The organism is Kitasatospora purpeofusca, assembly GCF_034043715.1.
Lineage (GTDB): Bacteria > Actinomycetota > Actinomycetes > Streptomycetales > Streptomycetaceae > Kitasatospora > Kitasatospora purpeofusca_A.
The window spans coordinates 43,759-64,621 of sequence record NZ_JAXCLC010000052.1 but is presented as its reverse complement, the minus strand read 5'-3'; the positions used below and the strand labels follow the sequence as shown (position 1 = coordinate 64,621).

General features: G+C 73.8%; 18 protein-coding genes and 2 tRNA genes. 11 read left to right on the top strand and 9 right to left on the bottom strand.

Annotated elements, in window-relative coordinates; translation table 11 throughout:
• Positions 1-76: 76 nt before the first annotated feature.
• The gene (locus tag SM793_RS24790; RefSeq protein ID WP_320440493.1) at positions 77-805 is read right to left on the bottom strand and encodes a DedA family protein; all 729 of its coding nucleotides are present in this window, start codon (positions 803-805) and stop codon (positions 77-79) included.
• 149 nt (positions 806-954) lie between these two features.
• Here SM793_RS24790 and fbaA point away from each other — a divergent pair, with 149 nt between their 5' ends.
• The 3 genes from fbaA to SM793_RS24775 all read left to right on the top strand — a co-directional run bounded on the left by fbaA (position 955) and on the right by SM793_RS24775 (position 3,861).
• Complete coding sequence (fbaA, locus tag SM793_RS24785) at positions 955-2,196, top strand: class II fructose-bisphosphate aldolase (RefSeq protein WP_320440492.1); 1,242 nt, start codon at positions 955-957, stop codon at positions 2,194-2,196.
• Between the two features lie 56 nt (positions 2,197-2,252).
• Positions 2,253-2,666, top strand: coding sequence for a DUF3151 domain-containing protein (locus SM793_RS24780; RefSeq protein ID WP_320440491.1), 414 nt, complete (start codon positions 2,253-2,255; stop codon positions 2,664-2,666).
• A gap of 352 nt (positions 2,667-3,018) precedes the next feature.
• Complete coding sequence (locus tag SM793_RS24775) at positions 3,019-3,861, top strand: DUF3152 domain-containing protein (RefSeq protein WP_320440490.1); 843 nt, start codon at positions 3,019-3,021, stop codon at positions 3,859-3,861.
• Between the two features lie 99 nt (positions 3,862-3,960).
• Here SM793_RS24775 and SM793_RS24770 read toward each other — a convergent pair whose 3' ends face one another.
• From SM793_RS24770 to purS, 4 genes are all read right to left on the bottom strand, one after another.
• Positions 3,961-4,788: a sterol carrier family protein gene (locus SM793_RS24770; RefSeq protein ID WP_320440489.1), complete on the bottom strand. Its 828-nt coding sequence runs from the start codon at positions 4,786-4,788 to the stop codon at positions 3,961-3,963.
• 67 nt (positions 4,789-4,855) lie between these two features.
• Positions 4,856-7,111 (bottom strand): phosphoribosylformylglycinamidine synthase subunit PurL, encoded by a 2,256-nt coding sequence (purL, locus tag SM793_RS24765; RefSeq protein ID WP_320440488.1) that lies wholly within the window; start codon positions 7,109-7,111, stop codon positions 4,856-4,858.
• Positions 7,111-7,788, bottom strand: coding sequence for a phosphoribosylformylglycinamidine synthase subunit PurQ (purQ, locus tag SM793_RS24760; protein WP_320440487.1), 678 nt, complete (start codon positions 7,786-7,788; stop codon positions 7,111-7,113). The genes purL and purQ overlap by 1 nt, the downstream gene beginning before the upstream one ends.
• Entirely contained in the window at positions 7,785-8,081 is a 297-nt protein-coding gene (purS, locus tag SM793_RS24755) for a phosphoribosylformylglycinamidine synthase subunit PurS (protein WP_320440486.1), read from the bottom strand. Before purS ends, purQ begins: the two co-directional genes overlap by 4 nt.
• A gap of 459 nt (positions 8,082-8,540) precedes the next feature.
• On the opposite strand from purS, the gene SM793_RS24750 reads away from it, so the two are divergent.
• From SM793_RS24750 to SM793_RS24720, 7 genes are all read left to right on the top strand, one after another.
• Positions 8,541-8,858 (top strand): histone-like nucleoid-structuring protein Lsr2, encoded by a 318-nt coding sequence (locus tag SM793_RS24750; protein ID WP_030304494.1) that lies wholly within the window; start codon positions 8,541-8,543, stop codon positions 8,856-8,858.
• Positions 8,859-8,984: 126 nt separating this feature from the next.
• Positions 8,985-9,057: transfer RNA gene (locus SM793_RS24745), tRNA-Gly, on the top strand.
• Between the two features lie 40 nt (positions 9,058-9,097).
• Positions 9,098-9,170 (top strand) — tRNA-Gly (locus tag SM793_RS24740).
• A gap of 241 nt (positions 9,171-9,411) precedes the next feature.
• Complete coding sequence (locus SM793_RS24735) at positions 9,412-10,416, top strand: ABC transporter ATP-binding protein (RefSeq protein WP_320440485.1); 1,005 nt, start codon at positions 9,412-9,414, stop codon at positions 10,414-10,416.
• A complete protein-coding gene (locus SM793_RS24730; protein WP_320440484.1) occupies positions 10,413-11,267 on the top strand; it encodes an ABC transporter permease in 855 nt (284 codons plus the stop codon). Before SM793_RS24735 ends, SM793_RS24730 begins: the two co-directional genes overlap by 4 nt.
• 115 nt (positions 11,268-11,382) lie before the next feature.
• Positions 11,383-12,600, top strand: coding sequence for a sensor histidine kinase (locus tag SM793_RS24725; RefSeq protein WP_320440483.1), 1,218 nt, complete (start codon positions 11,383-11,385; stop codon positions 12,598-12,600).
• Positions 12,601-12,625: 25 nt separating this feature from the next.
• On the top strand, positions 12,626-13,246 hold the full coding sequence (locus tag SM793_RS24720; RefSeq protein ID WP_320440482.1) for a response regulator transcription factor: 621 nt from the start codon (positions 12,626-12,628) through the stop codon (positions 13,244-13,246).
• A 29-nt stretch (positions 13,247-13,275) separates the two neighbouring features.
• Here the strand turns inward: SM793_RS24720 and SM793_RS24715 are convergent, their stop codons facing one another.
• From SM793_RS24715 to purD, 4 genes are all read right to left on the bottom strand, one after another.
• Complete coding sequence (locus SM793_RS24715; protein WP_320440481.1) at positions 13,276-14,175, bottom strand: phosphoribosylaminoimidazolesuccinocarboxamide synthase; 900 nt, start codon at positions 14,173-14,175, stop codon at positions 13,276-13,278.
• A 118-nt stretch (positions 14,176-14,293) separates the two neighbouring features.
• Positions 14,294-15,850, bottom strand: a complete 1,557-nt coding sequence (locus SM793_RS24710) for a N,N-dimethylformamidase beta subunit family domain-containing protein (protein WP_320440480.1) — start codon at positions 15,848-15,850, stop codon at positions 14,294-14,296.
• Positions 15,851-16,085: 235 nt separating this feature from the next.
• Positions 16,086-17,663, bottom strand: coding sequence for a hypothetical protein (locus SM793_RS24705; RefSeq protein WP_320440479.1), 1,578 nt, complete (start codon positions 17,661-17,663; stop codon positions 16,086-16,088).
• A gap of 672 nt (positions 17,664-18,335) precedes the next feature.
• The gene (gene purD / locus SM793_RS24700; protein WP_320440478.1) at positions 18,336-19,583 is read right to left on the bottom strand and encodes a phosphoribosylamine--glycine ligase; all 1,248 of its coding nucleotides are present in this window, start codon (positions 19,581-19,583) and stop codon (positions 18,336-18,338) included.
• A gap of 470 nt (positions 19,584-20,053) precedes the next feature.
• Here purD and SM793_RS24695 point away from each other — a divergent pair, with 470 nt between their 5' ends.
• The gene (locus SM793_RS24695) at positions 20,054-20,839 is read left to right on the top strand and encodes an SLATT domain-containing protein (protein WP_413816028.1); all 786 of its coding nucleotides are present in this window, start codon (positions 20,054-20,056) and stop codon (positions 20,837-20,839) included.
• The last annotated feature ends 24 nt before the right edge of the window (positions 20,840-20,863 follow it).

The window sequence follows — 20,863 nt, the reverse complement described above, 5'->3', positions numbered from 1 at the left end:
CCCCCCCCCGGCGGGGGCCCGCGGCTCCCCCCCCCCACCCCCCCCGGGCCCCCGGCCGTTGTCCTCGGTGGAAGGCTCAGCCGCGCCGGTGCCGGCCGCCGCCGCCGGCCTGGACGGCGTCGGCGTCGGCGTTCTCGGCCTCGGGGCCGGCGGCCTTCTTCTTCCGGCGCTCGCGGAGCACCTCGACCAGCATCGGCGAGATGGAGAGCAGCACGATCAGCAGCACGGCCGGGATCAGGTACTTGTCGATCACCGGGGCGAGCGCGTCACCGAAGAAGTAGCCGATCAGCAGCATCGACTCGGTCCACAGCACGCCGCCGACGACGTTCCAGACGAAGAAGGTCCTGGCCGGCATCTCCAGCGTGCCCGCGACCGGGTTCAGGAAGGTCCGGACGATCGGCATGAAGCGGGCGAGCACGACGGCCTTGCCGGGGCCGAAGCGGTTGAAGTACTCCTCGGCCTTCTGCACGTACTCGCGCTTGAAGATCTTGGATTCGGGCTTGTCGAACATCTTCGGTCCGACCTTCACCCCGATCTGGTGCCCGAGCTGGGCCCCGGCGATCGCCGCGATCGGCGCCCCGATCAGCAGGGTCGCGATCGGCAGTCGGTGGCCCTCGCCGAGGACCGAGGAGGCGGCGCTCGAGGCGGCGACGCCCGCGATGATGAGCAGCGAGTCACCCGGGAAGAAGAACCCGACGAGCAGGCCGGTCTCCGCGAAGATGATCGCGATCAGCCCGATCGCACCGAGGGACGAGATCAGTGATTTGGCGTCGAGCAGATTGACGGCCAGCTGGTTGTAGTCCACGGCCGCAGGATAGCGGGCCCGTCTTTGTTCGAGCCTCGCCCCAGGGGGCCGGTGGGTGCTCATCCTTTCGTCGCACGTCACCGCCGGACCCGGGGCGCGGCCCCGGGACGGCGGCCTCCGGTGGGCGGCCGTCCCGACTGGCGGGCCGCATGGTGGAGGCGGTGGGCATTCTGGGAAGATGGCACCGGCGACCGGCCCGCGGTGGCGAACACCCTCATCGCCGTTCCGCGGCCGCTGCCTCTACCTCGGTACCGGTCAAGCCGCCCGCAGAGCCGCGCACCGGCCCCGGTACCCCGGAGTCGTCACCAGGCGTACACAGCGTCGGACAGCACCGTCCGTACGCCGCACACCGACAGGAGCGGATTCGCATGCCCATCGCAACTCCCGAGATCTACAACGAGATGCTGGACCGGGCCAAGGCGGGCAAGTTCGCCTACCCGGCGATCAACGTGACCTCCTCGCAGACCCTGCACGCTGCGCTGCGCGGCTTCGCCGAGGCCGAGAGCGACGGCATCATCCAGATCTCGACCGGCGGCGCGGAGTTCCTGGGCGGCCAGCACAACAAGGACATGGTGACCGGCGCCGTCGCGCTCGCCGAGTTCGCGCACATCGTCGCCGCCAAGTACGACATCACGGTCGCGCTGCACACCGACCACTGCCCGAAGGACAAGCTGGACGGCTACGTCCGCCCGCTGCTGGCGATCTCGGCCGAGCGCGTGGCCAAGGGCCAGAACCCGCTCTTCCAGTCGCACATGTGGGACGGCTCCGCCGAGACCCTGAGCGACAACCTGGCCATCGCCCAGGAACTGCTCGCCCAGGCCGCCGCCGCCAGGATCATCCTCGAGGTCGAGATCACCCCGACCGGTGGCGAGGAGGACGGCGTCACCCACGAGATCAACGACGAGCTGTACACCACCGTCAACGACGCCGTCCGCACCGCCGAGGCCCTGGGCCTGGGCGAGAAGGGCCGCTACCTGCTGGCCGCCTCCTTCGGCAACGTGCACGGCGTCTACAAGCCGGGCAACGTCGTGCTGAAGCCGGAGCTGCTGCGCGAGCTCCAGGACGCGATCGGCAAGCAGTCCGGCAAGAACGACCCGTTCGACTTCGTCTTCCACGGCGGCTCCGGCTCCACCGCCGAGGAGATCGCCACCGCGCTGGAGAACGGCGTCGTGAAGATGAACCTGGACACCGACACCCAGTACGCCTTCACCCGCCCCGTCGTGGCGCACATGTTCCAGAACTACGACGGCGTGCTGAAGGTCGACGGCGAGGTCGGCCGGAAGAACACCTACGACCCGCGCACCTGGGGCAAGCTCGCCGAGGCCGGCATGGCCTCGCGCGTGCTGGAGGCCGCCCAGCAGCTGCGTTCGGCGGGCAACCGCCTGAAGTAGGGGGACCTGCCCCCAGTGGTCCTGCGTCCATGCCCCCCGGTGGTTCACTGGGGGGCATGAGCATTCACGAGAACCTCCTCGGGGGTCCCGCCCCGACGCACCTGCCCGCCGAGCCCGGCCCGCTGGAGCTGCTGGCCGGCGGCGCCTCCCCGGCCGAGGTCGCGGCGAAGTTCCCGACCTCCTCGTTGGCCTGGGCCCAGCTCGCCGACGACGCCTTCGCGGCCGGCCGGGTCGTGGAGTCCTACGCCTACGCCCGCACCGGCTACCACCGCGGCCTGGACGCGCTGCGCCGCAGCGGCTGGAAGGGCCACGGCCCGGTGCCGTGGGAGCACGAGCCGAACCGCGGCTTCCTGCGGGCGCTGCACGCGCTCGGCCGGGCGGCCGCCGCGATCGAGGAGAAGGAGGAGGCGGAGCGCTGCTCGCAGTTCCTCCGGGACAGCTCGCCGACCGCCGCCGCGACCCTGGGCTGACATCCGGACGGCCGGTGGCCGGACCGCCCGTGACCCGCCGCCCCCGGTGCCCGACAGGACACCGGGGGCGGTTTTCGTCCGTTCTGTGCACACCTCGTACGTGGACATTCACCGCTCCGCCATGCCAGGGTGGGCGGGCCAGGGGGGCGCGCACGTCAGTTCGAGGTTTCGCGGCCCCACGGGTCGACAGAAAGCCCCAAGCGTGCCCGCAAGCAGTCCCGTCCGCCGTTCCCGTACCGCCGCACACCCCGGGGGGCGCCCAGCGCGCCGCTCGGGCGGACCCGGCGGTCGAGCCGGCGGCGGGCCGGGTTCCCGCCGCCGGCGCCCGCCCCGCCGCCGGCTCGGGCCCGGCATGCTCACCGCGCTGGTCGCCGCGGTGCTGATCCTCGGCGGCACCCTGTTCGCCCTGGACCGCCCCGACGCGCTGCCCGGCGCCGACCGGACCGCCCAGGCCAGGGTCGCCCCGCCGGACGGCACCGCCGCCGCCCCGGCACCGACCACGCCGACCACCCCGGTGCCCTCGGCGCCGCAGTCCGGGCCCCCGGCGTCCGCCGCCCCGGCACCGGCCACGCCCAGCGCTCCGCCCGCGCCCCCCACCGCCACCCCGCAGCCGGGCGGCCCGGAGAGCCCGCCGGCCAAGGGCGCCGGCACCTTCACCGTCGCCCAGGGCTCCGCCGACCCGGTCGGCCGGGGCACCGTCCGCCGCTACCGGGTCGAGGTCGAGGACGGCATCGGCATCGACCCGACGGCCTCCGCCACCCAGATCCAGGGCATCCTCGCCGACAAGCGCGGCTGGACCAACGACCGCAGGAACGGCTTCCAGCTGGTCTCCGCCGGTGCCTACGACTTCACCGTGAAGATCGCCTCCGCCGCCACCGTGGACCGGATCTGCGGCGCGGCCGGTCTGGACACCCACGGCGAGGTGAACTGCAACGTCGGCAACCAGGTGGTGGTCAACGTCAAGCGCTGGACCCTCGGCTCGCCCCAGTTCAGCGGTCCGATCGACGAGTACCGGGCCCTGGTCATCAACCACGAGGTGGGCCACCGGATCGGCCACGGTCACGAGGGCTGCCCCGGCCCCGGCAGGCCGGCGCCCGCGATGATGCAGCAGATCTACGGTCTCAAGGGCTGCACGGCCAACGCCTGGCCGTACAGCGCCGACGGCGGCTATCTGAGCGGTCCCGCCGTCCCCTGAGGCCCGGCCGCCCGACGGCGCCGCCCGGCCCGGGCAAGGACGCCTGCCCGAGCAGGACACCCGGCCGGAAGCAAGGACGCCCGGCCGGGGCGTGGCCGCTCAGCCCAGCAGCGGCAGGTGGGCCCGCAGGTCGCTGCGCTCCCCACTGGCCGACAGCGCGGCGGAGTCGACCGCGTCCGCCCAGTCGGCGCGGCCGGTGGCCAGCCGGATCCAGGTCAGCGGATCGGTCTCGACCACGTTGGGCGGGGTGCCCCGGGTGTGCCGCGGCCCCTCGACGGCCTGCACCACCGCGTACGGGGGCACCCGGAGTTCCACCGCGCCGCCGGGCACCAGCTCGGCGAAGGCGTCGGCGAGCATCCTGGTGACGGCGGCCACCGCCTGCCGGTCGTGCGGGAAGTCGTCGAGCCCGAGCGCGTCGGCCAGGTCGTCGGCGTGCACGACGGTCTCGACCAGCCGGGTCACCAGGAACTCGGTGAGCGCCATCGAACCGAGCCGGATCTCGAAGCGCCGGGCCGGGTCGGCCGCCTCCGGCCGGGCCAGGACGCCGAGCAGCGCGTCGGCGGCACGGTCGAACGCCGCCGCCACCGAGGCCGGGCCACCGTCGAAGCCGTCCGCCGCCCGCGCCCTGGCCTGGTCGTCGAGCAGCGGGGCGAGGGTACCGACCCGCTCCACCCACCGCGGCAGGTCCAGCGGCGGCCAGCCTTCCGCCGGATCGTCGAAACGCGCCGGCAGCCACTCGATCTGGACGGCGAGGTGCGCCAGCAGTTCACGTACCCGCCACTCCCCCAGCCGGGTCGGCCGGGCCAGGCACTCCTCGGCGTCGGGGCGTTCGCACAGCCGCCGGACGGCGTCGCGCAGCGCGCCGGTCTGCGCCGCGAGCGCGGCGCCCACCCTGGCGGGCTGGTAGGTACGGGACTTGGCAGGCATGGCCCCCAACATACGCCCACGGGCGGACGGTTCTCGCGAACCGTCCGCCCGTGGGAGTGGGACCGACTCAGGCCAGCAGGGCCTCGATGACGCCGGTGTGGGCGTCCTTCAGCTCCGCCAGCGGGACGGTGAACTGCCCCTGGACGTCCAGGGAGTCGCCGTCCACCACACCGATGCGGACGGCCGGCAGGCCGCGCGCGGTGCACATGTCGTTGAACCGGAGCTCCTCGCTGCGCGGCACGGCCACGACGGCGCGGCCGGCCGACTCGGAGAACAGGAACACGAACGGGTCCATGCCCTCGGGCACGACGATCCGGGCGCCCCGGCCGCCCTTGAGGCAGCTCTCCACCAGCGCCTGGCCCAGGCCGCCGTCGGAGAGGTCGTGCGCGGCGTCGACCATGCCGTCGCGGGAGCCGGCGATCAGGATCTCGCCGAGCAGCCGCTCGCGCTCCAGGTCGACCTTGGGCGGCAGGCCGCCCAGGTGGTCGTGGACCGCCTGCGACCAGGCCGAGCCGCCCAGCTCGTCCTCGGTGTCGCCGAGCAGGTAGAGCAGCTGCCCTTCCTCGGCGAACGCCATCGGAGTGCGGCGGGTGACGTCGTCGATGACACCGAGCACCGCGACCACGGGGGTCGGGTGGATGGCGACCTCGCCGGTCTGGTTGTACAGCGAGACGTTGCCGCCGGTCACCGGGGTGCCCAGGACCAGGCAGGCGTCGGCGAGACCGCGGGTGGCCTCGGCGAACTGCCACATCACGTCCGGGTCCTCGGGGGAGCCGAAGTTGAGGCAGTCCGAGACCGCGAGCGGCTTGGCACCGCCGGCCGCGACGTTGCGGTACGCCTCGGCGAGGGCCAGCTGGGCACCGGTGTACGGGTCCAGCTTGGTGAAGCGGCCGTTGCCGTCGGTGGCGACCGAGACGCCGAGGTTGGTCTCGTCGTCGATCCGGATCATGCCCGAGTCCTCGCCGTGCGAGAGCACGGTGTTGCCGAGCACGTACCGGTCGTACTGGTCCGTGATCCAGGACTTGGAGGCCTGGTTCGGGTGCGAGGCGAGCTTCAGCAGGTCGGCCTTGAGGCCCTCGCCGGTGGTCGGGCGGGCCAGCCGCTCGGCCGTCGGGGCGTCGGCCTGCAGCGCGTCCTGCCAGCTCGGGCGGGCGTACGGGCGGTCGTAGGTCGGGCCCTCGTGGGCGACGGTGCGCGGGGGCACGTCCACCACGAGCTCGCCGTGCCAGAAGATCTCCAGCCGCTCGCCGTCGGTGACCTCACCGATGACGTTGGCGATGACGTCCCACTTCTCGCAGATCTCCAGGAAGCGGTCGATCTTGTCCGGCTCGACGATCGCGCACATGCGCTCCTGCGACTCGCTCATGAGGATCTCCTCGGGCGAGAGCGTGTGGTCGCGCAGGTGCACCGTGTCGAGGTCGATCCGCATACCGCCGGAGCCGGCCGAGGCCAGCTCGGAGGTGGCGCAGGACAGCCCGGCGCCGCCGAGGTCCTGGATGCCCTTGACCAGCTTCTCCCGGAAGATCTCCAGGGTGCACTCGATCAGGAGCTTCTCCTGGAACGGGTCGCCGACCTGGACCGCCGGGCGCTTGGCCGGCTTGGTGTCGTCGAAGGTCTCGGAGGCGAGCACCGAGACGCCGCCGATGCCGTCGCCGCCGGTGCGGGCGCCGTACAGGACGACCTTGTTGCCGGCGCCGGAAGCCTGCGCGAGGTGGATGTCCTCGTGCTTCATGACACCCACGCAGAGCGCGTTGACCAGCGGGTTGCCCTGGTAGCAGGAGTCGAAGACGACCTCGCCGCCGATGTTCGGCAGGCCCAGGCAGTTGCCGTAGCCGCCGATGCCCGCGACGATCCCGGGCAGCACGCGCCGGGTGTCCGGGTGGTCGGCCGCACCGAACCGCAGCGGGTCCATCACGGCGACCGGGCGGGCGCCCATCGCCAGGATGTCGCGGACGATGCCGCCGATGCCGGTGGCCGCGCCCTGGTAGGGCTCGATGTACGACGGGTGGTTGTGCGACTCGACCTTGAAGGTGACCGCATAGCCCTGGCCCACGTCGACCACACCGGCGTTCTCGCCGATGCCGACGAGCATGGCGTCCGTCTCGGGCTTCTTGTCGCCGAACTGCTTCAGGTGGACCTTGGAGCTCTTGTACGAACAGTGCTCCGACCACATGACCGAGTACATGGCGAGTTCCGCGCCGGTCGGGCGGCGGCCGAGAATCTCCCGGATCCGGGTGTACTCGTCCTGCTTGAGGCCGAGCTCGGCCCAGGGCTGGGCGGCGTCCGGGGTCTGCTGGGCGTTCTTGACGGTGTCGAGGCTCATCAGGCGTTCACCAGCTGCTTCAGTACGGAGGTGAAGAAGCCCAGGCCCTCGGTGGTGGGACCGGTGAGCGGCTCCACGGCGTGCTCGGGGTGCGGCATCAGACCGACGACATTGCCAGCGGCGTTGGTGATGCCGGCGATGTCACGGTACGAACCGTTGGGGTTGACGTCGAGGTAACGGGCGACCACCCGGCCCTCGGCCTCCAGCTCGTCCAGGACCCGCGCGTCGGCGACGAAGCGGCCCTCGCCGTTCTTCAGCGGCACGACGATTTCCTGGCCGGGGGTGTAATCCCGGGTCCAGGCCGTGCCGTTGTTCTCGATCCGCAGCTTCTGGTCTCGGCAGACGAAGTGCAGCGAGTCGTTGCGGGTGAGGGCGCCGGGCAGCAGGTGGGATTCGCACAGCACCTGGAAGCCGTTGCAGATACCGAGAACGGGCATTCCCTGCCGGGCCTGCTCGATGACGGTCTCCATCACCGGCGAGAACCGGGAGATCGCACCGCAGCGCAGATAGTCGCCGTAACTGAATCCGCCCGGCAGGACGACGGCGTCGACCTGGTGGAGGTCCTTGTCACGGTGCCAGAGGGCGACCGGCTCGGCGCCGGCCAGGCGGACCGCACGCCGGGCGTCGCGGTCGTCGAGGGAACCGGGGAAAGTGACGACGCCGACGCGGGTGGTCACTTGGCGTCTCCGGTGACGGAGGAGGAGAGGACCGAAGTCACGGTCTCCTCGACGCGGACGGTGAAGTCCTCGATCACGGTGTTGGCGAGAAAGGTCTCGGCGGCTTCGCGGATACGGGCGAGCGCGGCGTCGTCGACCGGGCCCTCCAGCTCCAGCTCGAAACGCTTGCCCTGGCGGACGTCGGAGATCCCGGTGAATCCGAGACGGGGCAGTGCGCGCTGCACCGCCTGTCCCTGGGGGTCGAGGATCTCCGGCTTGAGCATGACGTCGACTACGACGCGTGCCACTGGCACTCCCGGTGGTGTCTTCGTGAGGCGGGGGAACTCCAGACTACCGGGGGTTTCGAGCGTGTTTGCTGGCCGGGGACGGTGACGCGCGTAGACCGACGACCCTTACGTCACAAGGGCTCGGTCCGCCCGCCACCCCCCGCCCGGTGCCCCTTTTCGGCGGATTCCGGAACCCCCGCGAGAACCACCGAAGAGCACCCGAATACCGGCACTCCGGACAGATCGGCCAGCCGAGTGCACCGGTATCCGGCACCCGGCGAAGACACGTGAATATCCGGAAAAGAAAGCCGGACTCTTCGATTTCTCCCCGCTTCGGGTGCAGAATAGGGCCACCTGCCGTGGCGAGTGCTGCGTATCCGGCATGGCCATCCGGCCTGCCCGTATGTGCTTGCGCGAAGGGTGCACATCAGGCCCCGGGGCGCGCCCGCGCCCTTGTCGGCCGAATTGCCGAGAGGATTGACGCCCATGGCTCAGCGTGTAGTTGTCACGCTCTCCGACGACCTGGACGGCGGCGCAGCCGCGGAAACCGTCCACTTCGGCGTCGACGGGAAGTCGTACGAGATCGATTTGTCCGTGGACAACGCGGAAAAGCTGCGGGAGGCCCTCGCCCCGTTCGTCGCGGCCGGCCGCCGCCAGAGCCGTACCGGAAAGTCCTTCCGCCGCACCGCCCTCACCCCCGACCCGGCCGCCGTGCGCGCCTGGGCGCAGTCCCGCGGGATGGAGCTGCCCGCCCGCGGCCGCATCCCGAAGCACGTCTACGAGGCCTTCGCCGAGGCGAACTGACCGCCCCGGCCCCGGTCGTCCCGCCCTCGCGGAAGGGTGGGGCGACCACCCCGGAAGATGCTGTAGAGTATTCCTCGTCGCCGCAACGGAGAGATCCGGAGAGGCGGCGGGTGCCCCAGGCACCAGGCGGACGTGGCTCAGTTGGTAGAGCATCACCTTGCCAAGGTGAGGGTCGCGAGTTCGAATCTCGTCGTCCGCTCGCAGTAAGCGAGCACAGTACAATTCAATAGTTCCATCCTGCGGACGTGGCTCAGTTGGTAGAGCATCACCTTGCCAAGGTGAGGGTCGCGAGTTCGAATCTCGTCGTCCGCTCGCAGTTCGAAGGGCCCTCTCGGAAGAGAGGGCCCTTCGGCGTTTCCCGCTCCGGATCCGCCGGGACGGCCGGCCCCCGGATCCGCTTCCGGATCCGCTTCCGGATCGCTCGGGATTCCGCCGGGCCCGCCCATTCCGGGCGGCACCCATGACATTTGTCATCGCCCACCCGTGGATCCGCACCGGGTTCCGGTGAGACCGCGCACTGCCCGCGCGGCCCGGCCGGCGGAAGGCTTGGGGCATGGAAACGAGCCAGCCCCACGCCGCCGGCGACCACGTGATCGAGGTCACCGACCTGCACCGCCACTACGGCGCCGGCAGTGACCGCTACCACGCGGTCCGCGGCGTCGACCTGACCGTCGGCCGCGGCGAGCTGTTCGCCCTACTGGGCACCAACGGGGCCGGCAAGACCTCCACCATGGAACTCATCGAGGGCCTGGCCGCCCCGACCGGGGGCCGGGTCCGGGTGCTCGGGCACGACCCGCACCAGGAGCGGGCCTCGGTCCGCTCCCGGATCGGCATCATGCTCCAGGAGGGCGGCTTCCCCGGCGACCTCACCGTCGGCGAGACCGGCCGGGCCTGGACCGGCCTCACCAGCCACGCCCGCCCGCTGGACGAGGCCCTGGAGCTGGTCGGCCTCGGCCACCGCCGCGACGTCCGGGTCAAGCAGCTCTCCGGCGGCGAGCGCCGCCGCCTCGACCTGGCGATGGCCCTGCTCGGACGGCCCGAGGTGCTGTTCCTGGACGAGCCGAGCACCGGCCTCGACCCGGAGGCCCGCGCCGCCGTCTGGCAACTGGTCCGCGAGCTGCGGGCCGAGGGCACCACGGTGCTGCTCACCACCCACTACCTGGAGGAGGCCGAGGAGCTCGCCGACCGGCTGGCGATCATGCACGGCGGGCAGATCGTCGCGGCCGGCACGGTGGCCGAGGTGATCGCCGGTCGCCCGTCCCGGATCGGCTTCGAACTGCCCGCGTTCGCCGGCACCTCCCTCCCGCCGCTGACCGGCGCCACGGTCACCGTCGACGGCCGCAGGGTCACCGTCAAGACGCCCGGCCTCCAGGCCACCCTGACCGAACTGCTCGGCTGGGCCGACCGGCACGGGATCGCGCTCGGCGCCCTCGACGCCCGCAGCGCCTCGCTGGAGGAGGCCTTCCTGGCCATCGCCTCCGAGGCCGGCCACCGGCCCCCGGCCGACACCCCCGCCGCTCCCCCCGCCCGCCGCAAGCTGATCGGACTCGCCCGATGACCACCGCCACCACCACCGCCGGTCCGCGGAGCACCCGGCCCTCCGGCATCGGGCCGCGGAGCACCGTCGTCCGCCGGCTGCTCGCCCTCGGCCGGGCCGAGGGGGTCCTGCTGCTCCGCAACCGGACCGCCCTGTTCACCGCCGTGCTGCTGCCGGTCCTGCTGATCGGCGGGCTCAAGAACATCCTCGACCAGCAGGCCGGGAGCAGCCCCGGCCTGGACGTCGACTCGCTGCTGGTCAACGGCGCGGTCGGCATGGTGCTGGCCTTCGTCGTCTACTACAACCTGACCGCCGCCTACGTGGCCCGCCGCGGCGAGCTGGTGCTCAAGCGGCTGCGCACCGGAGAGGCCCGGGACACCGAGATCCTGGTCGGCACCGCCGTGCCCTCGGTCGGCCTGGCCCTGCTGATGTGCGGGGTGATCGGTGTCGTCGGCGCCACCGCCCTGGACCTCACCGCACCGGTCAATCCGCTGCTGCTGGTGGTCGGCCTGGCCCTGGTGGTCGCGACGCTGATGGCCCTGGCCGCCGTCTCCAGCGCCTTCACCCGGACCGTGGAGAGCGCCGGCATCACCACCATGCCGGTCCTGCTGCTCACGCAGTTCGGCTCCGGGCTGCTCTTCCCGCTGGAGGTCATGCCGGAGCGCCTCGCCGACATCTGCCGGCTGCTGCCCACCACCCCGGCCTTCCAGCTGGTCCGGGTCGGCTGGTTCGGCACCGACGGCTCGGCCGCCCCGACCGGTTTCGCCGGCACCTGGGCCACCGCCGCACCGCACCTGGTCACCGGGAGCGTCTGGCTCGCCCTCGCGGTCTGGGGCGCCGTCCGCTGGTTCCGCTGGGAGCCGCGCCGCTGAGCTCCGGCACCGCCCCCCGGTCCGGATCCGGACCGGGGGTCCACCCGTGCCCCGGCCTCTGGTAGGAAGGCCGGACACGATCTTGAGGGAGCAGGGGGCGGAACAGGTGGGCGTCGTGAATCCGGTGCGCAGGTGGCGGGACCGCTCCAAGCCCCAGCGCTCCGAGCTCTACCTCCGCTGGTCGCTCTACCTGATGGCGCTGGCTCCGCTGCCGCTCACCCTGCTGATCAATTCGGCCGACCCGGACTCCCGGACCGACCCGGCCTCCCGGGTCGCCCTGGTGCTCGGCCTCGCCCAGACCCTGCTCACCCTGCGGGCCTACCGCACCTCGCTGGACCACTACCTGAACCGGCCCACCGACCACCTGCGCTGGCTCGCCCTCAACGGCGGCGTCGCGGTGGCCGGCTCCTGGGCGGTACTGCTGCTCGGCCCCCGGGTCGACACGGCCTCCGGCGGGGAGCTGGTGGCCTTCACCGCCCCGGTCGCCAGCACCATGCTCTTCTCCGCCTTCGGCCCGGCCTCGGTCGGGCTGCCCCCGCTCCGGGCGGCTCTCGCCGGGGCCGTCGCCCTGGTCTCCGTCCTCCCCCCGCTGCTGCTGACCGGCGCCACCCTCGGGACCTCGCTCGGGGTCCTGACCGGCAGCGGGCTGGTCATGCTCCTCATCGGCTGCAGCTGCCGCAGCTTCGCCTGGCTGCAGTCCGTGGTCCAGGAGCTGGACACCGCCCGCGAGGCCCAGGCCCGGCTGGCGGTGGCCGAGGAGCGGCTGCGGTTCTCCCGCGACCTGCACGACGTGATGGGCCGCAACCTCACCACCATCGCGCTCAAGAGCGAGCTGGCCGTCCAGCTGGCCCGGCGCGGCCGCCCGGAGGCCGCCGAGCAGATGGCCGAGGTGCAGCAGATCGCCCAGGAGTCCCAGCGCGAGGTCCGCGACGTGGTCCGCGGCTACCGCACGGCGGCCCTGCACGCCGAGGCGGTCGGCGCCCGGGCGGTGCTCCGCTCCGCCGACGTGGTCTGCGAGATCGACCTCGGCGAGCACACCGAGGAGCTGCCGGTGGCGGTCCAGTCGGTGCTCGGCTGGGTGATCCGCGAGGCCACCACCAATGTGCTGCGGCACAGCGAGGCGGGCCACTGCTCGATCAGGCTCCGCCGCGAGGGCGGCCGGGCCCTGCTGGAACTGGAGAATGACGGGGTGCCGGCCGTGCCGCTGCCCTCCCAGGGCGGCGGGACCGGCCTGAGCGGCCTGCGGGAACGGCTCGCCGCCCACAACGGCGAGCTGACCGTCCCGGCCGCCGGGCCGGGGCTCTTCCGGCTGCTCGCCAGCGTCCCGCTCTGACCCCCGCCGTACGGAAGGCCCGCCGATGACCGACCCCGCGCCCGTCCGCGTCCTGCTCGCCGACGACGAGCACCTGATCCGCGGCGCGCTCGCCGCGCTGCTCGCCCTGGAGGAGGACCTCGCCGTGGTCGCGCAGGCCGCCTCCGGCCCGGAGGCGCTGGCGATGGCCGAGGCGCACCGGCCGGACATCGCGGTGCTGGACCTCCAGATGCCCGGTCTGGACGGCATCGAGGTGGCCACCCGGCTGCGTGCGCTGCTGCCGGACTGCCGCTGCATGATCGTCACCGGTCACGGCCGCCCCGGCTATCTGAAGCGGGCGCTGGAGGTCGGTGTCCGGGGCTTCCTGCCGAAGACCGTCTCCGCGGCGGACCTGGCCGGGATCATCCGGACCGTCCGGGCCGGCGGCCGGTACGTGGACCCGGAGCTCGCGGCGGACGCGATCTCCGCCGGGGACACGCCGCTGACGCCGCGCGAGACCGATGTGCTGGAGCTGGCCGCCGACGGCACCTCGGTCGCCGGGATCGCGGAACGCGCCTCGCTCTCCCAGGGCACCGTGCGCAACTACCTGTCCTCGGCCGTCGCCAAGCTGGGCGCGGAGAACCGCCACTCGGCGGTGCGGATCGCCCGCGAGCACGGCTGGATCTGACCGCCGGCCCGCGGGCGCCCCGCCCGGTCTCACACCCAGGTGAGGCCGGTGATCCGCTCGTAGGCCTCGACGTACTTGGCGCGGACCCGGTCGACGACCTCGGCCGGCAGCTCCGGCGGCGGCTGCTCGCTCTTCCGGTCCCAGCCGGAGGCCGGGGAGGTCAGCCAGTCACGGACGATCTGCTTGTCGAAGGAGGGCTGGGGGTGGCCCGGCTCCCACTGGTCGGCCGGCCAGAAGCGCGAGGAGTCCGGGGTGAGCACCTCGTCACCGATCACCAGCTCGCCGTCCAGCAGGCCGAACTCGAACTTGGTGTCGGCCAGCAGGATGCCCCGGTCGCGGGCGATGTCCCGGGCCCGGGAGTAGACGTCCAGGGTGGTCCGGCGGAGCTGGTTGGCCAGCTCGGCGCCGACCCGGCGGGCGGTCTCCTCGTAGGCGACGTTCTCGTCGTGCTCGCCGACCTCGGCCTTGAGGGCCGGGGTGTAGATCGGGGCGGGCAGCTCGGAGCCGTCGTCCAGGCCCTCGGGCAGCGCGATGCCGCAGACGGTGCGGGACGCCCGGTACTCCTCCAGGCCGGAGCCGGCCAGGTAGCCGCGGGCGACGCACTCGACCGGCACCATGTCCAGGCTGCGGCAGACCAGGGTGCGGCCCTTCCAGTCGGCGGGGGCGCCGGCCGGGACCTCGGTGGAGAGCACGTGGTTGGGCACGATGTCGGCGATCCGCTCGAACCACCACAGCGAGAGCTGGGTGAGGATGCGGCCCTTGTCCGGGATCTCGTTGGGCAGCACCCAGTCGTAGGCCGAGGTGCGGTCGCTGGCGACCATCACCAGCTCACCCGACTCGGCGCGGTACAGGTCGCGCACCTTGCCGGTGTGCAGGTGGACCAGGCCGGGCACCTGGACCGGCTCGGGCTTGGTGACAAATCCGCTCAAGATCGTCTCAGTCCTCAGGGGTCGTTCGCGGGCGTGGGGCGCGAAAGGGGAGGTCACTGGGACCGAGTCTGTCATGGTCACCGGCCCGGCCCGGGGGCCGGACCCCGGGCCGCGGCGGTCAGCCGTTCTTGCAGAGCCGGTCCAGCAGGTTCGCGGTGGCCCGCTGGATCCGCTCGTCCGTGAGCCCCGGGCGGTCCAGCGCGGGCGACCAGGCGAAGGTGCCGGAGGCGAAGACGTACGCGCCGCTGGGCGCCCGGTAGAGCGAGGTCTCCTGGTGCCGGGTGCGGCCGGCCAGGTCCCGGTACGGGGAGTGCGCGAGCAGCACCCGCTCGCTGTGCTCGGGCAGGGCGACCTTCGGGTAGTAGCGGTCCGCCTCGCCGGCGACCAGCCCGGGCAGTTCCTCGCCCTCCTGGACGCCGGTGCCGTCCCACAGCCAGTGCGCGGTGTGCCGGGCGACCAGCGGGACCGGTGCGGCGACCCGGCCGGAGTACTGCAGCCCGAGCAGGTGCTGCTCGGGCTCGCCGGCGTCGCGCCACAGCGCGCTGGCGGCGCCGGGCACCCCGGCCGCCGGACTGCCCGGGGCGACCTTCTGGCGCTTGCGGCAGTTGAGCATCCGGTTGGGCTCGCCGGAGGGGCCGGGGCTCAGCTCGACCCGCCAGTACATGGTGTTGGCGGAGAGGAAGACCAGCGAGGTGCCGCCGTCCCGGGCCCGTTCGGCGGCGCGGCGCATCGGCTCGGACCAGTACTCGTCGTGGCCGGGGAAGACCAGCGCCCGGTGCCGGGAGGCGTCGACCAGACCGGCGTGCAGGTCGGTGGCGGTCGCGTAGGAGAGGTCGTAGCCGTAGCGCTCGGCCCAGCGGATGAAGTCGTAGGCGTGGCCCACGTGCAGCGGCAGCCCGGCGGTGGCGTGCGGCCGGTCGAAGGAGACGGTGACGGCCGCCTCGGGTTCGCCGACCAGCCGGCCGCCGTCCCAGGCGTGGTAGAGGCTCGCGCCGCTGCGGCCGTCCTCGGGGAAGAGGTTGTACGCCTGCCAGGTCACGTCGGGGAGCACCAGCAGCAGCTCGGCGGAGCGGTTCCCGTCCTCGAAGTCCCGCACCGTGAACGGGATGTGGCTGCGGTGCAGCATGTCGGCGGTGGTGAGTACGGCGACGTAGGCGCCGGGCCGCCAGTGCTGCGGGATCTGCAGCCGCCAGGTGTGCCACCAGTGGTGGCAGGAGACGGTCCGGCCGACCACCATCGGGGCCGGCTGGGACATCCCGGCGATCAGCGGACTGCACGTCATGTGGTGGGCGCCGTCGCCCGCGTAGTGGCCGATCCGGAAGACGTCGACGGTGAACTCGCGGAGCGGGTTGACGGTGACCCGCAGGTCCACCGAGCCGCCGGGGCGGACCACCCCGGCCGAGGCGAAGCCCTTGATCTGCTGTTCCTCGTCGTTGGCGCCGAGCGGGCTGCCGACCGCCGGTCTGCCCCGCGCCCCGGTCTGGTCGACGCCTCCCGGCACCGGGCGCTGCCCGGGCGCGTCCACCGAGACGTACCAGGGCACCTCGGCGCTCTCGGCGCCGGCGACGTACTGGTCCGGGCTGCGCAGCCAGGGCAGCGGGCCCTGGCCGAAGGGGTCGGAGACGCTGTGCGCGTGCGTCCCGGACTCCCAGCGGCGGTTGAGTTCGGTCCCCACGCGCGCCCCTCCCAGGTGCACCTCGGCCGGTTGGCACGTGCCTCCCGGATGTGCGTGCGGTCTAATACACCACACCGTGCTGGCGCTGCGTCACCCCACGGTAGCAACTAGTGGCGGGAATCTTCCGGGCCGCCGGACGGACGGCCTCCGGCCTGCGAAGACCCGGGGCGACCGGTCCGGCCGGGGGCGCTCACCCTCGGGGCTCGCGCCCCCGAGGGGCCGGTCGGAGCCGGGGTCAGAGCCGGACCGGCTTCTCCAGCCGGACGTCCGCGGCGTCCAGCCAGGCCCGCAGCGGCCCGTCCTGGCCCTGTTCGACGGCCTGGGCGACCGGCTCGGCCAGGTCGGTGCGGCGGACCCCGCCGAGCAGCAGCACCGGGCCGTCCAGCCAGTCGAGACCGGGGACGGCGCCCGCGGTGTCCACGGCGGCGCAGCAGACCATCGCGGTGACGTGGTCGACCAGGACGTCCCGCCCGGACCGGACCGGCTCGAGCAGCGGCGCGGGCGCGGTGGTGCGCGCCAGCTGGGCGGCGAGCGCGGCGGCCAGCCGCTCGCCATCGCCGTCGGCCAGTCGGCCCAGCAGCCGGGTCAGGGTCGGGGCGCCGGGGCGGGCCTGCGGGGCGAGCAGGTCCAGCGCCGACTGCAGGGCGGCGGTGCGGGCCCGCCAGCCGGCGTCCACCACCTCGGCCGGGTAGTCGACCCACTCCAGCTCGCGCCAGGCGCCGGAGGCGGGCGCCCCGAAGAACAGCTCGGCGGCGAGCCGGGAGACCGCGGCGTCCACCTCGCCCGGCTCCTCCAGCAGGTCGCAGGCCGGACGGTCGCCGAGCCGGCTGCTGTAGCCGTCGGCCAGCCGGTCGCGCCGGGACAGCTCGGTGAGCGCGGCCACCACTCCGGCGTTCAGGTGCGCGGGGTGCCGGCCGAGCCGCCAGGCGGGCAGCGCGACCCGGGTGAGCAGCCGGTCCCAGCACGCGTAGGCGAGGCCGACCTGCTCCTGGGCGGCGATCCGCAGGCCGTAGTCGACGCCGCGGGCCTGCTCGGAGGCCCAGCCGGCGACGGAGCGCTCCAGCTCGGCGGCGTGCTCGCGGCAGGCGCCCAGCAGCCGGCGGGCGATCCGGTCGGTGAGGCGGTCGGTCAGGGCGACCGGGCCCCGGCGGGGCGGGCGCGGTGCGCAGTCCCCGGGGAGGCCGGCCGGTCCGTCGGCGGGGCCGGCGTCCAGACTGGCGTCCAGCCCGCGCAGGAAGTGCCGGGCGGCGGCGATCTCCGGGTCCGCGGCGGCGGCGGTGCCGGCCACCACCGGGGCGAGCAGGGCCCGCAGCTCACCGGCCCGCATCCACCAGAGGAACGGCGAGCCGATGACCAGTACCGGGGCGGTCGGTTCGTGGCCGGCCGCCCGGGAGCGGCGGGGCCTCGGCGCGGGCACCTCCTCCAGCCAGCTGTCGCAGTCCGGGGTGAGCGCCACGGCGGACGGCGCGGGGACCTCCAGCCGGTCCGCGAGTTCGTCGATCAGCCGGTACAGCTCGGGGGCCTGGGCGCGGTCCAGCGGCACGGCCGGGGTCTGCGGCGGGACGGCCCGGCGGTAGGCGCGGGCGGCCAGCCCGGCCACCAGGAGGGTCAGCGCGGCCACCGCGCAGACCGTCCAGCGGGCGATGTCCCAGCCCGCCCCGTCGGGGGAGCCGGGGGCACCGATCCGCCCGGTGAACCGGCCGGCGAGCAGCACCACCGCGGTGGCGGCGGGCAGCGCGGCGGCGGCCAGGGCGAGACCTCTGATCCGCAGGACGGCCTGGGCGTGAGCGCGCGCGATGTCGACAGCTGCCATACGGTGCGGCACCCCCTTCGGAGCCCCGGGACACCCGTGGCGGGGCCCTGAGCCGATTCGAAACGATCAGTTCCGACCGGGAAACGGTGGTGTCCGAGCCCCGGTAGTACATGCTGCGTGGCGCTTACGACATTTTCGACGCCCGGGTCCGGGTGGGTGTTCCGGATCGCCCCGGTTTCCACTCGTCCCGGTGACACCGCCCGAAAACCGGACGGCCGCCCCCGGGAAGCGCCCGGCGGGTCCGGTCCGGCCGGACGCCGTCCAGCATCCCCCCGCACGACCACCCTTACCCGGCGGCGGCCGCAAGCGGCCCGACCTGTGGCGCCGTGGTCCAGCGCACCATAAGGCCGGGCAGCCGGTTACGTCAGCCGGATGCGGGCGCTGTCACTCGATGGGCTGGATTCCGGGGACCGAACGGTGTGGCGGCACCGGGTGTCGCTCCCGTCCCACCCGGCCCGGAAACACCGGGGCGCGCTGCGTCCATGGGGGTTGTCCACGAGGGCGCGGCGGAGAGTGCGGGGCGGGCGCCCGCGCCGGGGCTCGCGCCGGGCGGATCCGCGGGGCCGGGGCGACGGCTGCCGGCGGGGCGGGAGGGCGCGGCCCGGAACGCCCGGGCCCCCGGCGCGCGGAGGCGTGCCGGGGGCCCGGGGAGAGAACGGGGGCGGGCGGCCGCTACTGCGCGGCCTTCAGGGCGATGTCCCCGCGGTGCTGGGCACCGGCCAGCGAGATCCGCCCGACCGACCGGTACGCCCGCTCGCGCGCCTCGGCGAGGTCGCCGCCGGTCGCGGTGACGGACAGCACCCGGCCCCCGGCGCTCAGCACCCGGCCTTCGCCGTCCGCCTTCGTCCCGGCGTGCAGCACGTACGCGGTGCCGTCGGCGGACTCGGCCTCGGCCAGGCCCTCGATCGGGTCGCCGGTGCGCGGCGCGGCCGGGTAGCCCTCGGCGGCGATCACCACGGTGACCGCGGCGCCCTCGTCCCAGCGCAGCGGCTCCAGCTGGTCCAGGGTGCCGGTGGCCGAGGCGTGCAGCACGCCCGCCAGCGGGGTACGCAGCCGGGCCAGCACGACCTGGGTCTCCGGGTCGCCGAAGCGGGCGTTGAACTCGATCACCCGGGTGCCGCGCGAGGTCAGCGCCAGACCGGCGTAGAGCAGGCCGGAGAACGGGGTACCGCGGCGGCGCAGCTCGTCCACGGTCGGCTGCAGCACGGTCGCCAGGACGTCCTCGACCAGGCCCTCGGGGGCCCAGGGCAGCGGCGAGTAGGCGCCCATGCCGCCGGTGTTGGGACCCTGGTCGCCGTCGAGGGCGCGCTTGAAGTCCTGGGCGGGCTGGAGCGGGAGGACGGTGGTGCCGTCGGTGATCGCGAACAGCGAGACCTCCGGGCCGTCCAGGTACTCCTCGATCACCACCCTCTCGCAGGCCCCGGCGTGGGCCAGCGCCTCCGCGCGGTCGGAGGTGACCACGACGCCCTTGCCGGCGGCCAGGCCGTCGTCCTTCACCACGTAGGGCGGGCCGAAGGCGTCCAGGGCCTCGGCCGCCTCGGCGGCCGTGGTGCAGACGTAGGAGCGGGCGGTGGGTACGCCGGCGCCGGCCATCACGTCCTTGGCGAAGGCCTTGGAGCCCTCCAGCAGGGCGGCCTCGGCGGACGGGCCGAACACCGGGATGCCGGCCGCGCGCACGGCGTCGGCGACGCCCGCGACCAGCGGGGCCTCCGGGCCGACCACGACCAGTTCGGCGCCGAGCCGCCCGGCCAGCGCGGTGACCTGCGCGCCGTCGAGCTGGTCGACCGGGTGGACCGTCGCCACCTGCGCGATCCCGGCGTTGCCCGGGGCACAGTGCAGCTCGGTCACGGCGGGATCTTGGGACAGAGAGCGGCACAGGGCGTGTTCGCGGGCGCCGCCGCCGATGACGAGGACCTTCACGCTGGGAAAGGGTAGTCGGTGGCCGGTTCCGGCTGCTCCCCGGTCCCGTAGGAAGAGACAACCGAGGGTCTCGGGTACACGCACGGCCTCGGAGGATCGTCCGGTCCGGGAGGTGCCGGAGCCCCCCGCGGTGCCCGGGTCAGGACAGCGGGTCGCCGGAGACTCCCTCGGACGGGTGAAATCCCGCCGACCGCCGCAACCCTCCCACCTCGGGATCCTGCGGCCGAATCCGATAACGATCATTGGTGAAGCGGCCCCATGGTCAGCCATTTGGCGGTAAGAAGTGCTGTTGGACCACCGCCGGCTGCCGTCGGCGGTGCCGCCCCGGGACACCCGTACCCGCCCCGGAACGGCGGCGTGTACGGCGCGTTGTCCGGCGTTTCACCGGCCGTCAGGCCGACGACACGTCAGTCCGCGCGCAGTCGGGACCAGTCAGACCAGCCGTCCGCCCGCCACAGGGAGCCCCACAGGTGAGCCAGCCGGAAATGCAGCCCGAGGAGAGTGCCTGGGGCAAGGAGATCGGCGGGGAGGATCCGCCCGCCGCGGCCCTCGCGCACCGCGCGTCGCCCCGCCACCGGTCCGACCTGAGCGCCCGCCAGTTCCCGCTCGGGGACTGGGGCGAGCCCGCCGAGCGGCTGGAGGAGCTGTACCGCTGGTCCGAGGAGCGGGCGGTCGAGGCGATCGACTGGTACCGCCGGGACCGGATCTGGAAGCGCCGCTGGGCCCGGCTGCTGCGCTTCGGCACGACCGGCTTCGCGGTCGGCGGGGTCACCGCCCCGCTGGTCGACCTCACCGGGACGGTCTCCCACGCCTCCGGCTGGGGCTACGTCGGGCTGGCGCTGGCCGGTGCCTGCTACGGCGCGGACCGGGCATTCGGACTGACCTCCGGCTGGATGCGCGACGTCTCCACCGCGCAGGCGCTGCAGCGCCGGCTGGAGGCCTTCCAGTTCGACTGGGCGTCGGAGTGCGTCCGGGAGGTGCTCGGCCCCACCGAGGGGACCGCGGGCGAGGCCGCCGAGCGGTGCCTCGGCGTGCTGCGGCGGTTCTGCGAGGACGTCTCGGACATGGTCCGCACGGAGACCTCGGAGTGGATGCTGGAGTTCCGGGCCGGTATGACCCGGCTGCCCACCCAGGGCTCCGGCAGCTGGGGCGGGCGCACGGAGCCGGGCGTCGGGGCCCAGGTCCGGGTGCTGCCGCCGCCGGGGGCCAGGCCCACCATGCCGCGCCAGCGGCCGCCGGAGGGGCCGCTGCGGTAGCGCGGGCGGGCGTCCGAGCGGTGG